The sequence below is a fragment of the Clostridium nitrophenolicum genome (assembly GCF_055391695.1).
Window position 1 is genome coordinate 1,028,131 of the sequence record NZ_AP042469.1, and the last position, 13,735, is coordinate 1,041,865.

Sequence of the window (13,735 nt, forward strand, 5' to 3'; positions counted from 1 at the left end):
GGTAATAAAATAAATTAAATTTTGGAGGAATATATTATGAAAAAGTTGATAAACAACCCTAATTTAGTAGTAGAGGATATGATAAAAGGAATGATAGCAGCTCACCCGGAATATTTAAAAAAGAGTGATGCTGGAAACATATTAATAAGAAAAGATTCGCCAGTAAAAGGTAAAGTTGCCTTAGTAAGTGGAGGAGGAAGTGGGCATGAACCAGCCCATGCAGGGTATGTAGGAAAAGGAATGTTAGACGCTGCAGTCGCAGGTGCTGTATTTACATCTCCAACCCCAGACCAAGTTTATGAGGCAGTTAAAGCTGTTGATGGTGGAGCGGGAGTACTTTTAATAGTAAAGAATTATAGCGGAGACATAATGAATTTTGATATGGCAAAAGATATGGCTGATATGGATGGAATAAAGGTAGAAAGCGTAGTAGTAAATGATGATGTAGCTGTTGAAAATAGCACATATACAGCTGGAAGACGTGGAATTGCAGGAACAGTTTTTGTACACAAAATAGCTGGAGCAAAAGCAGAACAGGGTGCAAATTTAACAGAGGTAAAGAGAGTTGCTGAAAAGGTAGTAGAGAATGTACGTAGTATGGGAATGGCATTAAGCTCATGTATAGTTCCAGCAGCAGGAAAGGCAAACTTTATATTATCAGAAAATGAAGTAGAGATAGGTATGGGAATACATGGTGAACCAGGAACTCATAGAGAAGCTATAAAAACAGCAGACGAAATAACAGAGCACTTAGTTACTAAAATATTAGAAGATATGTCAGTAGAAAAAGGGACTGAAGTTGCAGTTATGGTTAATGGATTATCAGGAACTCCATTGATGGAACTCTATATAGTTAATAAAAAGGTAAGTGAAATGTTAAGTGAAAGAGAAATTAAAATTCATAAAACTTTTGTAGGAGAATTTATGACTTCATTAGAAATGGCAGGCTGCTCGGTTACTATATTGAAATTAGATGATGAGTTAAAAACATTATTGAATGAGAAAGCAGATACTCCTGCATTAAAGGTATATTAATTATTAAAGAAATACTAATATATCTATAAAAATTTAAGGAGAGATATGATATGAGCATAAATGGAGTGCAGTTAATACAAATATTAAATAAAATTGGCGAAGTTATGAATGAAAATAAAGCATATTTAACAGAGTTAGATGCCGCTATTGGTGATGGTGATCATGGATTAAACATGAGCAAAGGCTTTACAGCTGTAAAGGAAAAATTGAAGGACGATAATGGAATCAACATAGGGGATACTCTAAAGAAAACTGGTATGGCATTAGTATCTAATGTAGGTGGGGCATCAGGTCCTTTATATGGAACAGCTTTTATGAAAGCTGCAACTCCAGTAAGTGGCAAAGAAAGAGTGGATATAAATGATTTTATAAAAATGCTAGAAGAAGCATTAGCAGGAATTAAGATGAGAGGAAAAGGAGAGCTGGGGGATAAGACTATGATAGATGCTATAGAGCCAGCATTAGAAGCATTGAAGAGTTCCGTAGCTTCCCGTTTGAGTCCAATAGAAGCTTTAGAAAAAGCTAAAAGTGCTGCCTTTGAGGGTGTTGAAAATACTAAAAAAATCATTGCAAAAAAGGGAAGAGCAAGTTATTTAGGAGAAAGAAGTATAGGACATCAAGATGCAGGGGCTACTTCAAGTTATCTAATATTCAATACCATTTATGAAGAAGTTAGCAAAATGTAAATACATTATAAAAGAATTGAGGTATGAAATATGGTAGGAATAGTAATTGTATCACATAGCAGTAAGATTGCAGAAGGAATAGAAGAATTAGTAAGCCAAATGGCGATAGGAGGAAAAATAGCTACTGCTGGAGGGACTACTGACGGAAGATTAGGTACAGATGTAGACAAGATTCTTGGCGCTATAAATGAAGTTTATTCTGAGGACGGAGTGCTTATACTTTTTGATTTAGGTAGTGCATATATGAATGCGGAAATGGCTATAGAATGTTTAGATGAATGTATGAAGAATAAGGTAGAAATAGTTGATACAGCATTAATAGAAGGGGCATTAACCGCATCTGTTGAAGCTAGCATAGGAAAGAATAGAGAGGAAATAAAAGAATCCTTAAAGCCAATGTGTCTTGGTAAAATGCCTTAAATCTTAAAGAGGAGTTCAAAAAGAGAGAAATATACTAAAAGGTATTTCTCTCTTTTTCTGTGATGATTGCTTTAAAAAAGTGCATATTTTTATAGGATTAGTTAGCTTTATGTTTATTATCAGTAAATATAATACCTGCTAACACTGCGGTAACTGGAGCAGCTAGTACTAGTCCAAAGCTTCCTACTAAAGTATGAAGTATTTCTGCTGATACATAGGTTAAATTTAATATGTTAAGTATAGGAGTTCCTTGGGCCATAAATACCATCAACATAGCAGTATATCCACCAGAATAGGCTAGAAGTAGAGTAGTGGTCATAGTTCCAACTACGGCTTTTGAAACAGACATACCACTTTTTATAGCTTCTTTCTTTGTAATACTTGGATTATTTAAAACTACTTCGTAAACTGCAGTGGATATGTCCATAGTTACATCCATTACAGCACCAGAAGAAGCTATAAATATGCCTGCAATAAATATACTAGTAAGATTTAAATATCCATAACCTGAATATAGCAAGGTTTCAGAAAAAGGTACAACAGCACCATGAATTTTAAAACTTAATCCAAATATTAGGGCGAAAACACAGGTTATAATTATTCCACACATAGAACCAAGAAAAGATACCAACGCCTTTTTATTTATACCTGCCACAAGATATGTAGTAACTCCTATGAGCACAGTTACTACAAGCAAAGACACTAATATAGGATTGAAACCTTTTAAGAAGGAAGGAATAAGTACCTTCCATATCATAAGCACTGTAAATATAAAGGAAAGAACTGATTTAACTCCTGTCCATCCTGAGAAACCTACAAGTATACTTATAAAAATTATAAATAAAATCAGTTCTAGAGTCAGTCTATAATGGTCTATTATGTTTACGAAGTTAAGTTTATTACTAATTGTATCTATAACTACAAAAGCTTTATCACCTACGGAGAAAATTTTATCCAATTCTAATTGACCACGTAAATTGTTAGGCGAAGTAAATTCTTGGGATTTAAAAGGTCCATTTAAAATTCTAACTCTTACGGATTGAACTCCGGTTTTAACAATTCCCCTCTGTTCTAATTGAGAATTATCTACAGCGATAATCTCTGCCTTTGCTCTTATACTTTCTGTTTTAGTTTTATCAAAGCCTGTAGGTTTAAAAAGAAGAATTAGGTTAACTATTATAAGAAGGAATATAAATATAAATTCTTTTTTTTTAATAAAACTTACCATTAATTAAACCTCTTTCCATTAATTCTAAGAAAACATAATGGACATTTGACAAATATTATGCTGCCAAATGTCCATGGATATAGTGAAATGTTATTTATCTCCGGATACTTCCATTATTGAAGTTAACTTTTTAAATAAATCAGTGTTATCGTAATAACCTTTAAACATTTCATTTGCAACGCCTGTAGCATACACTGGAGTAGGTATTCCTGTATGAGCATAAGATGTAAAGCCTATACCAGCTTTATGATCCAGTATATGAGTTAAAGTAACAGTAAATGGGTCATAAGTACCATATAATAAATTTGATTGTTCATCGTTGTTTCTTTTCTCTTTATCTGTCATACTTTGAACTAAGGCTGCTTTTAAATCATCCATATCCTTTGGACTAAGAGCCATACCTATTTTTTCAGTAGCTTCTTTAGAGCTAGGGTTTTTCTCATCAGCAGCTAATTTTGATAAATTATTATATTCATCAGCAGCCATTGGTTCTAATCCATAATGCTCTTTTATTAGAGGAAGTAAATCTTCAAGTTTTGCATTTTCAGCAGTATGCCCAGCTTTTTTATACTCCTCTACTTTTTTAGTAAATTCATCATAGGATATATTTTGTTTGTCTATTTTATTAAAGAAAGTATTGTAACCAGTTCCAGCAAAACCTATTGTAAATCCACCAGTTTCATGATCTGCAGTGACAACTATTAAAGTTTCATCTTTATGTTTTTCATAGAAATCTAAGGCTTGTTTTATCGCATCATTGAAGGCTGTAACTTCATGTATAGAAGAAGCAGCATCATTGGCATGACATGCCCAGTCTACCTTACCACCTTCTACCATCATAAAGAATCCCTTATCATTATTTAAAAGCTCTATACCCTTTTTAGTAAAATCAGCTAAGGGTATGCCATCTTTATCATTGTTTATAGCAAAAGGGAGAGCTTTATCTTCATCAAGTTTAGGGCTTACTGCCATAACTTTCCCAGAATTTCCATCTAACTTTTCAAAGGCTGATTTATCCTTTACAACTTTATAACCATTCTTCTCAACTTCATTGTAAGCATCTGACTTGTCTTTTTTTGGACCGGTTGGCTGTTTAAAGCCACCACCGCCAAAGTAATCATAATTGCTCTTTGCAAGATCTAAAGCTATATCATAGTAATTGTTTCTTGAAGGGTTATGAGCGTAGAAAACTGCAGGAGTAGCATGGTCAATTGAAACAGAAGAAACAATTCCTACCTTCATTCCCTTTTTCTTTGCCATTTCAGCCATAGATGTATATTTTTCTTTTTTAGATGGATCCATGTTTATAATACCATCGTTAGTTTTATGGCCTGTAGCAATAGCAGTACCTGCAGAAGCTGAGTCTGTTATAAAAGTATCTGCCGCATATGTAGTATTCATACCTTGAGATGGGAATTGAGTAAAGGCTAATTTTTCAACATTAGGATTTTTAGCATCCTTTTTATTTCCAAGAAAAATTTCTGTGGAATTTATTTGAGGTATAGCCATACCATCGCCTATAAATAGAAAAATATATTTAGGGTTTTTCTTTCCTGTATATATGTTGGAATTTGTACTAGTTGGGGCATCTTGTTTACCACAGCCAGCAAAAATTAATGTGGTAGTCATAACTACACTTAATATTGTAGTTATTATTTTAGTTCTTTTTAGCATATGAAAACCTCCATTAAATAGTAAAGTATTATTCATAAAATATAAACATAACACTGTCTATTCTATAGAGAAGATGTTATGACACAATTAATTATTTGTTAAATTGTGTTAAAAATAGATGATTAAGGTGAGATAATAGTATGGCTATAACAGAGTGCAAGCAGAGAGCCCAAATATCTGACTTAGTGTGAATCGATTTCACAGAGTGTGTTGAGGTATTAATGGCGGTAGACATCGGATAAAATAGGAAGAAATATATTGACAATAAGGAAAATAAGGGTTATGATTAATTCGTACTCGGACGAACTAAACTAAATAAATAGAAAAATAGTAATTTAAAATCAAAATATTATATAAAAAATAATTAAGAATAGATAAGGTTTTAAAAATAATAAAAGAGAGAAAACTAATGTATTATATGATGGTTATTGGGTATAAAGGTGTGAAAATAAATTGAGAAAGGTTGATATAATGGATTTTAAAAAGCTTACATTAGAAGATAAACAGTTGTTTAATAAATATTTAAATCCGTATAAATTTTTAAGCTGTGAATATTCATTTACTACTTTATATATTTGGAAAGATGCCTGTGATATTCAGTATTCAATATATAAGGATTCACTGATTATAAAGAAAAAAGATTTTGAAGGAAACTATTACTTCATGCAACCTTTGGGATATAAAGAAGAAGATTTAAAAGAATTAGTAAGATGTTTATTACAATATCAAAAAGAAAATAATATGAAGTATATATTTAAGGATTTAGAAGAAGATTTTGCGGAAAAAATAAAAAGTTTTTATAAAGAAGAACAGAATGTTTATATTAAAGAGGATAGGGACAACTTTGATTATTTATATGAAGCTGATAAGCTAATAGAACTTTCAGGAAAGAAACTTCATGGCAAGAAAAATCATTATAATTCTTTTGTTAAGAACTATGATTATGAAGTAAAAGAGATTATTGATGGAAAGATTATTGATGATGTAATAAATGCTGCAGAAAAATGGTTTAGAGAAAATAATAATAATGATAAGATGCTTTATTATGAAACTGCAGCTATAAAAGAAATTGTTCAAAATATAAGTTTATTCAATTTAAAAGGAATAGCTGTCTATGTAGATAACCAGGTAGTAGCCTTTAGTTTAGGAGAAAAGCTTAATGATAAGTTAGCAGTTATCCATATAGAAAAAGGTGATATGAATTATAAAGGAGTTTATAGTTTTATTAATAAAACCTTTATAGATATGTGCTTTAGTGATGTGAAAATAATAAATAGAGAACAGGATTTAGGTATAGAAGGACTTAGAAAAGCTAAACTTTCTTATTACCCCTTTAAGTTAGAGAAGAAGTTTATTCTTAGCTATTAATGAATGTCTTAAGATAAGACATTCATTAATAGAACTTTTAACGAACAGTGGGTAAAGAAAAAAGATGAGTAAAACTATAATGAAAAAATTGACATAAAATTTTATAAGTGATAATATTAATTTGTTTATTAAGGAATAGGAGTTAAGAAATGAAACACAAATGTATTATTGGAAAAATAGATAAAATATGTTCAATATCTGATAGATACATGTCTAAAAGAATAAAGGAAGAAGGTTTGCCAATATTAAGAAATCATATATCCTTATTCTATATACTTCCTGAAGATGGAACATCATTATTGTTTAATGAAATAGCAAATAGGTGGGAGATTTCAAAGTCATCTCTATCGGATATTATTGCTAAATATGAAAATCAAGGTTTAATAAAAAAATGCTGTTGTTTTGAAGATAAGAGAAGTGTATACATAAGTTTAACTCCGAAAGCTATATATATAAAAGAGAAGTTAGATAGAATTGAAAATGAATTTCTAGATTTATTATTAAGAAATTTTGATAAAGATGAACGTAATGTATTTGAGGATAATATTGACAAAGCTTTACATAATATTGAAGAACTACTCTGATAGTATTTTTAAACAATAAAAGTTCATTAGCGAACGAAGGAAAATGTATTTTGCAAAACCAATACATATTACAAAACATTTTAATTAAAAGAGGGGAGATTTGTAAAATGATAAAAGTTGTAGCAAAAAAACTTGTTAATGAAGGTAAAGTTGAGGAAGTTATAAAATTATATGAGGAGCTAGTTAGAGAGACAAGAAAAGAAGAAGGATGCATAAAATATGAGTTATATCAAGATGAAAAAGACTCTAGAATATTGGCAGTAATTGAAGAATGGGAGAGTAAAGATGCATTAGAGAAACATATGAACTCAGAGCATTTTGTTAGAATAGTTCCTATGATAGGTGAACTTGCTGAAAAGAAAAAGGATATTAATATATACAATAAGTTGATTTAATAGTATTAAAGGGTAGTCAGAATTTGACTGCCTTTTATTTTTTATTCTGTTAATAATTAGGTAGGTGTTCCAATTATTGTGAGATTATAAAGGAATAATACGGCAATAGTCATTGTAATAATATAGGTAAAGTAATAAAATGAAACTAAAAAAGAGGTGATCGAAATGGATGAAGATATAAAAAAATCAGTTATTATGATAGTTGATGATGTTTCTGAAAACTTAATGCTGCTTGTAAATATAATGAAGAACCAAGGTTACAAGATAAAAGCATTGCCTAACGGGAAAATGGCAGTAGAAGCAGCTTTAAATAATCCTCCAGATCTTATTTTACTTGATGTTATGATGCCGGATATAGATGGTTATGAAGTTTGTAAAATTCTAAAAAAAGATAAAAGATTTGAAAACATACCTGTAATATTTATTAGTGCTTTGTCAGACTCCTTTGATAAAGTTAAAGCTTTTGAAGTAGGTGGCGTTGATTATGTGTCCAAGCCTTTTGATTCAAGAGAAATTGGAGCTAGAGTAAAAGCTCATTTAACTATAAGATATTTGCAAAGGAAGGTAGAAAGGTACAATGTAGAGTTGGAAAGAGTTGTATCAGAACAGGTAAAGGAAATTTCCAAAGGGCATTTATCAATAATTGCAGCTATGACAAAGCTTGCAGAGGCAAGAGATGATGATACTGGAAGACACATTGAAAGAACTCAAAATTTTTGCAAAATAATTGCAGAAGAGCTGCAAAAAAAAGATGAATTTAAAAGTATAATTGACGATAACTTTATTATTAACATCTTTAACTCCTCTCCCCTTCATGATATAGGGAAAATAGCAATGCCTGATAGAATTCTTTTAAAGCCTGGTAAGTTAACTTCTGAAGAGTTTGAAATAATGAAAACTCATGCAGAGATTGGTAGAGATTACCTAAAGGACGCCTATAATAAATTAACTAAAAACAGTTTTTTAAAAATGGGAGTTGAGATTGCCGGTGGGCATCACGAAAAATGGGATGGTAGTGGATATCCTATGGGACTTAGTGGCACTGATATACCATTAAGTGCAAGGATTATGGCAGTAGCTGATGTATATGATGCTTTACGTTCTAAGAGAGTTTACAAAGATTCTTTTTCACACGAAAAAAGTGTGAAAATTATATTAGAAGGTAGAGGGAAACATTTTGATCCCATTGTTATAGATACATTTTTGAACGTGGAAAAAGATTTTAATAGAATAAGAGAAAATATGGGAGATATATAATAAAAATGAATAAAGGTATAAGGGATGAAGTAAAAGAAAGAGGCGTATTAGAAAAAGAAAAGTCATATAAAAGCAATATCATATTTGAAGAGCAGAAAAAAAGAGAAAAAGCGCTTAAAGAAAGTGAAAAGCTTTATAAAAGTATATTTGAGCTATCAGGGGTAGGTATTGCAGAGGTATCACCGGATGGGATGTTTTTAATGATTAATGAACCTTTTTGCAAAATCACCGGATACAGTGAAGAAGAGTTAAAAGAAAAATCTTTTGAAGATATTACCTATTCAGAGGATATAGATGTAGATTTAAATTATGTAAATGATCTTCTTACAGATAAAATTGATGGCTACAACATAGAGAAAAGATATATACGTAAGAATGGTTCTGTTGTATGGGTTAATCTAACTGTTTCTTTAGTTCGTGATAATGATAAAAATCCTAAATATTTTGTAAGTGTCATCAATGATATAACTGATAATAAGAAAAATGAAATAGAGTTAAAAAAGCAAGCTCAAGCAGTATTTTATTGTCCTGTAAGTATAGTAGTTACAGATAAGAATGGAATTATTGAGTATGTAAATCCCGCCTTTGAAATAATATCTGGTTATAAAAAAGAAGAGGCTTTAGGTAAAAATCCAAAGATTCAAAGTTCCGGTGAAGAAAATAGAGAGTTCTATAAAAACCTATGGGGTACTATCTTGAAAGGTGAAATATGGAAAGGAACTTTTAAAAATAAGAAAAAAAATGGAGAAATATATTGGGAAGAATCTTCAATCTCACCAATTATCAATTTACAGGGAAAAATAACACACTTTGTAGCTGTCAAAGAAGATATAACTAAAAGAAAACTCATAGAAGAAGAACTAATAAAGTCTAAAATAGAAGCAGAAAGTGCTAGTAGAGCAAAAAGTGCTTTTCTTGCAAATATGAGTCACGAAATAAGAACACCTTTAAATGCTATTCTTGGTTTTTCGGAATTATTATTAAATGACAGCAATTTATCAGAGGAGCAAAAGAGTAAGGTTGAAACTATAAATCGCACTGGTGAGCATTTGTTAAAAATGATAAATGAAATACTTGAAATCTCAAAGATAGAAGCAGGTAAAGCTTCTATAAATTTAAGTAAATTTAATATGTATAGGGTAATAGAGGATTTGAAAAATATATTCTATTTGAAAGCTAAGGATAAGAGCATTTGTTTAAATTTTTTTATTGATGATGATGTTCCAGAGGTCATAATTACCGATGAACTAAAGCTTCGACAAATATTGATTAATTTAGTTGGGAATGCCATAAAATTTACAGATAAAGGCAGCGTATCTGTAGTAATAAATAGTAAGAATGAACAAGATGATAGTTTATTGTACGTAGCTGTGAAAGACACTGGCATAGGCATAGCAGAGGAAAATCTTAATAAAATTTTTGATGATTTTACTCAAGTATATGATACAAAATACTCTAAAGGTGGTACTGGCTTAGGATTAACTATAACAAAAGAATTTGTTGAACTTTTAGAGGGCAGCATCACTTTAAAAAGTACATATGGGAAAGGCTCAGAGTTTAGCTTTTTTATACCAGTTACTATTGCAAATAACAGTAAAGAGAGGAGTTATATAAAGATTGAGCAAAATGAAAGTAATGATACCTCGTATAATGAAAAAGAAGTATGCTCTTTAGAGGAAGAAACTAAATTAAAATTAAAAGAAGCAATATTGGATGGAGATATTGATGAAATAAATGAAATAATAAACAATATAAGTAAAGTCAGCAGCAAAGAAATTGAATGCCTAAAGAAATTGGCAGGGGAGTTTAAATACGAAAAGATTCTTGAGCTATTGTAATTTGTGTAGGCTAAAATTCTAATTATTAAATCAATAATTGTATATACTTTGGGGGATATTAACAATGAGGTGGTGGCGATGTTCAAAAGATTAATTATTAGCCTAATTGTAATATTATCCCTTTCAACAAATGTTCATGCTGAAGTACATAAAAATATTGAAATCTTCAATATAAATCAAGGTAAGGTAGAAAGAATTATTCAATCAAATTCTAAGATTCAGGAAACGGTTGTAAGCTATCTTCAAGGAATAGATGGATTGTATAGTAAATTTAATCCAATTCCAGATAGAGGATATGCAGTTAGAATTCCTTTGAGTCCTTCTACAAAAATAGAAGGCAGATGGTTAAATGCTATTGTAGATGAGGTTATTATTATGTTTCCAGAAAATGAACAATCATTTTTAATGGTTTTTGAAGATGGCGGCAGGTTGCTGTGTTTTGAATTTAAAGGTAATAGAAATATCTTATTAAAGGAACTTGCACTTTAACAGTACATATGACTGATAACTTCAATTTTACTATCTCCATTTTTGTTATCTGTTGTATATAGCTGTGTTTAAGCAGTATATAGTATGTACTTAATTTATCTATTGTTACAAAATATAAACGCAATAGAAATTTAGTAAAAATACTTAATCAGGAGTCACTTTAGAGCGTGGCTCCTGATTAAGTATTTTTCAAGTTTATATTTTGTACACTGGAGTCATTTATATTATTATTTGGTATTGTTTCGTTATTATTGATGTGTGACATAGAAATTGTCATTTAGAAGGATTATATTCAAAATAGAGTGCTTGAATATGTGAATTAGGAATGTTTTTCAGAATCATTATAAATGACTACAGCATCACCAGTGGTTTCAATATGTAATTTTTCTTTTTTTAATGTCTCTTCAATAGGTTTAATATCTTGGTATTGACGTTTGAAAACTTTTATATCTTCTAGAATTATTGGATGTTTGACAATCTCGATGCGTTCTTCACTAATTGGTATTCTTATAGCTTCAGCATTTCCATCTGCTCCTTTTTTCTCAATGACAAGTTCTTTGCGATTGACAGGTATAGTAATATTTTTCTCCTCTGTTAAAATTTCTTCGTGTATGTTTACTTCTCCGGTTTGTATCCATTTTTTTGCAATATCCAATTTCTCCTCATGCAGTTGAATATTTGTGTTAGAAATTCCATCGTTATTAAATGATAATTTGTTTGACATATTAATCCCTCCAAAGTTATCTTTTGTAGAATTTACATTATAAGTTAAGAAATTAAGATACTTTCTAAAAAACACCTTTCAAATCATTTTTGTGATTTGAAAGGTGTTTTTGCGCCTAGTCTTATTGATTCTTACTGCATATTATTATCGCTATTAGATACTACGTTAGGATTACCTTCTGTATCAATACGAGCTTCTTCTCTTTTTAAAGTTTCTTCCACCTTTTTTGTTTCCTCAACTTCACGCTTATGAGCTGAAACTTCTCCTGTTACTACTGTATGTTTGCCAACTTCAACTTTTTCTTCACTTACAGGAATATGAATGCTCTCCGTTGAGCCAATAGGTGAGTCAGTGGCTTCATTATTAATAGATCTTCTTTCAATAACAACTTCTTCATGAGTAACGGGAACATCAACTGTTTTTTGTTCTTCTACAACGTCTTTGCTCAAAATTACTTCGCCCGCTTGAACCTTATTTTTACTGATATCTAACTGCTCTTGGCGAAGACGAAGCTTTTCATCTTCAGTATTTTCAGCTCTATTGTTATCTTTATTGCTATCCTTATCTTCATCGCCCCAAATTCCAAATATATTAGCCATAATTACCTCCAATAAACATAAAATTTTATTTACGTTGCTATGTTTCCCTTTTTAGGCGAAAGTTATCCAATACAAATATTTGCAATAAAGTTTGAATTTGCTATTGAAAAATTCGTAGATAAGTATTTTGAATAATATTGTAAAAAGTAAAATTATTCAGTATTCTAAAAGATAATATAATAAAAATATTTACTAACTGATTAAAAATTAAAGAACTAACAACTTACAAAATATAAATATTAATAGTAGCATAGTAATACTGACAGGTTTGTGTCAGTATTACTATGTTACTATTAATATAAGCTAGTTAAGACAGTAAATGGTTACGAGTTATTCGTAACTTAAAAGAAATATGAGGAGGTCCATTATGGGTATGCTGAAAAAAAAGAACCAGCAAATAGATATAATGAAGCAAAAGTACATTTTCATACATGGTGATTTGATATGCAGAAAATAGAACGATTAATGGCTATAATTTTAGCCTTAAAGAACAAGAAAAAAATGACTGCAAAAGAGTTATCAGAAACTTTTGAAGTTGATGTTAGGACTATTTACAGAGATATGCAGGCTCTAAGTGAAATCAATGTGCCTGTGGTATCTTATCCAGGCAGTGAAGGAGGCTATGAATTATTAGATGATTATTTCATACCACCAATAATGTTTAATAAGGATGAAGTTTTTGCTCTGCTTCTAGCTAAAAAAATAGTAGATATAATTAATATTCCAGGTTATGCTGCTTTTGCTAATTCTGCATTTTTAAAGATTGAGAATATTGTAAATGAATGTTTTAAAAAAGATTTTGAGGATGTCCAAAAGAAAATAGTTTTTGATATAAAATCTAATGATATTAATATTGAAAATTCTTATGTCTTTGATGTTGTAAAAAGATCACTTAAATATAACTTTAAAATAAAGGTAAGTTATGATAAAGGTATCTCTCCAAATTTAGTAGAGCAGATAATAAGACCTTATGGAATTGTATTTGAAGATGGCATATGGTATATTGTTGCATTCTCAGAGTTAAGCAATTCAAAAGTTCATCTAAATATTGAAAAAATAAAGAAGATTTGCTTATTAAATGAAGTATTTGACTCTCCAGAAGATTTCGATATGCAAAATTATTATAGTAGCTGTTGTTTTAAGAGTGCCTATGAAAGTGAAGATAGTATACTCATAAAATTAAAAATACAAAAAAATTTATACCCTAGCATAAAAGATTATGTATTTTTTAAATATGGTGAAGTTAAAGAAGAGGATGACGGCTACATGATTGATGTGAAAACAACTAAGCCGGATTTTTATATATCTCTTGCCTTTAGATTTTTTAGAAGCATGGAAATTATAGAACCCTTATGGGTTCGAGAAAAATTTAAAGACGAACTAAAGAGATTAAATAAAATTTATGAAATTAAATATTAATATTTAAATATAAAATTAC

General features: G+C 30.1%; 14 protein-coding genes. 10 read left to right on the forward strand and 4 right to left on the reverse strand.

From position 1 onward, the window contains the following. The first annotated feature begins 36 nt into the window (after positions 1-36). The 3 genes from dhaK to dhaM are packed head-to-tail and all read left to right on the forward strand — an operon-like array spanning position 37 to position 2,141. Positions 37-1,035 carry a dihydroxyacetone kinase subunit DhaK gene (gene dhaK, locus ACZ5N4_RS04710; protein WP_464207611.1) on the forward strand — a complete coding sequence of 333 codons (999 nt, stop codon included), beginning with the start codon at positions 37-39 and terminating at the stop codon, positions 1,033-1,035. A gap of 50 nt (positions 1,036-1,085) precedes the next feature. Further along, positions 1,086-1,721 (forward strand): dihydroxyacetone kinase subunit DhaL, encoded by a 636-nt coding sequence (dhaL, locus tag ACZ5N4_RS04715; protein ID WP_464207613.1) that lies wholly within the window; start codon positions 1,086-1,088, stop codon positions 1,719-1,721. Between the two features lie 30 nt (positions 1,722-1,751). Next, positions 1,752-2,141 carry a dihydroxyacetone kinase phosphoryl donor subunit DhaM gene (gene dhaM / locus ACZ5N4_RS04720; protein WP_464207615.1) on the forward strand — a complete coding sequence of 130 codons (390 nt, stop codon included), beginning with the start codon at positions 1,752-1,754 and terminating at the stop codon, positions 2,139-2,141. A 97-nt stretch (positions 2,142-2,238) separates the two neighbouring features. Here the strand turns inward: dhaM and ACZ5N4_RS04725 are convergent, their stop codons facing one another. After that, positions 2,239-3,369, reverse strand: a complete 1,131-nt coding sequence (locus ACZ5N4_RS04725; protein WP_464207617.1) for a YibE/F family protein — start codon at positions 3,367-3,369, stop codon at positions 2,239-2,241. Between the two features lie 90 nt (positions 3,370-3,459). Continuing rightward, complete coding sequence (locus tag ACZ5N4_RS04730) at positions 3,460-5,043, reverse strand: alkaline phosphatase (protein WP_464207619.1); 1,584 nt, start codon at positions 5,041-5,043, stop codon at positions 3,460-3,462. A 468-nt stretch (positions 5,044-5,511) separates the two neighbouring features. Between ACZ5N4_RS04730 and ACZ5N4_RS04735 the strand changes: the two genes are divergently transcribed. From ACZ5N4_RS04735 to ACZ5N4_RS04760, 6 genes are all read left to right on the forward strand, one after another. Further along, positions 5,512-6,411, forward strand: a complete 900-nt coding sequence (locus ACZ5N4_RS04735) for a DUF2156 domain-containing protein (RefSeq protein WP_464210829.1) — start codon at positions 5,512-5,514, stop codon at positions 6,409-6,411. 149 nt (positions 6,412-6,560) lie between these two features. Continuing rightward, positions 6,561-6,995, forward strand: coding sequence for a MarR family winged helix-turn-helix transcriptional regulator (locus tag ACZ5N4_RS04740; protein ID WP_464207620.1), 435 nt, complete (start codon positions 6,561-6,563; stop codon positions 6,993-6,995). Between the two features lie 107 nt (positions 6,996-7,102). Continuing rightward, on the forward strand, positions 7,103-7,390 hold the full coding sequence (locus ACZ5N4_RS04745) for a putative quinol monooxygenase (protein WP_464207622.1): 288 nt from the start codon (positions 7,103-7,105) through the stop codon (positions 7,388-7,390). 165 nt (positions 7,391-7,555) lie between these two features. Next, positions 7,556-8,647 carry a response regulator gene (locus ACZ5N4_RS04750; RefSeq protein ID WP_464207624.1) on the forward strand — a complete coding sequence of 364 codons (1,092 nt, stop codon included), beginning with the start codon at positions 7,556-7,558 and terminating at the stop codon, positions 8,645-8,647. Between the two features lie 5 nt (positions 8,648-8,652). Then, positions 8,653-10,485, forward strand: a complete 1,833-nt coding sequence (locus ACZ5N4_RS04755; RefSeq protein WP_464207626.1) for a PAS domain-containing sensor histidine kinase — start codon at positions 8,653-8,655, stop codon at positions 10,483-10,485. Positions 10,486-10,563: 78 nt separating this feature from the next. Then, positions 10,564-10,974 carry a hypothetical protein gene (locus ACZ5N4_RS04760; RefSeq protein WP_464207628.1) on the forward strand — a complete coding sequence of 137 codons (411 nt, stop codon included), beginning with the start codon at positions 10,564-10,566 and terminating at the stop codon, positions 10,972-10,974. Between the two features lie 319 nt (positions 10,975-11,293). Here ACZ5N4_RS04760 and ACZ5N4_RS04765 read toward each other — a convergent pair whose 3' ends face one another. Further along, the gene (locus ACZ5N4_RS04765; protein WP_464207630.1) at positions 11,294-11,698 is read right to left on the reverse strand and encodes a YsnF/AvaK domain-containing protein; all 405 of its coding nucleotides are present in this window, start codon (positions 11,696-11,698) and stop codon (positions 11,294-11,296) included. A 131-nt stretch (positions 11,699-11,829) separates the two neighbouring features. Next, a complete protein-coding gene (locus tag ACZ5N4_RS04770; RefSeq protein ID WP_464207632.1) occupies positions 11,830-12,297 on the reverse strand; it encodes a YsnF/AvaK domain-containing protein in 468 nt (155 codons plus the stop codon). A 444-nt stretch (positions 12,298-12,741) separates the two neighbouring features. Between ACZ5N4_RS04770 and ACZ5N4_RS04775 the strand changes: the two genes are divergently transcribed. Then, complete coding sequence (locus ACZ5N4_RS04775) at positions 12,742-13,716, forward strand: helix-turn-helix transcriptional regulator (protein ID WP_464207634.1); 975 nt, start codon at positions 12,742-12,744, stop codon at positions 13,714-13,716. Positions 13,717-13,735: the final 19 nt, after the last annotated feature.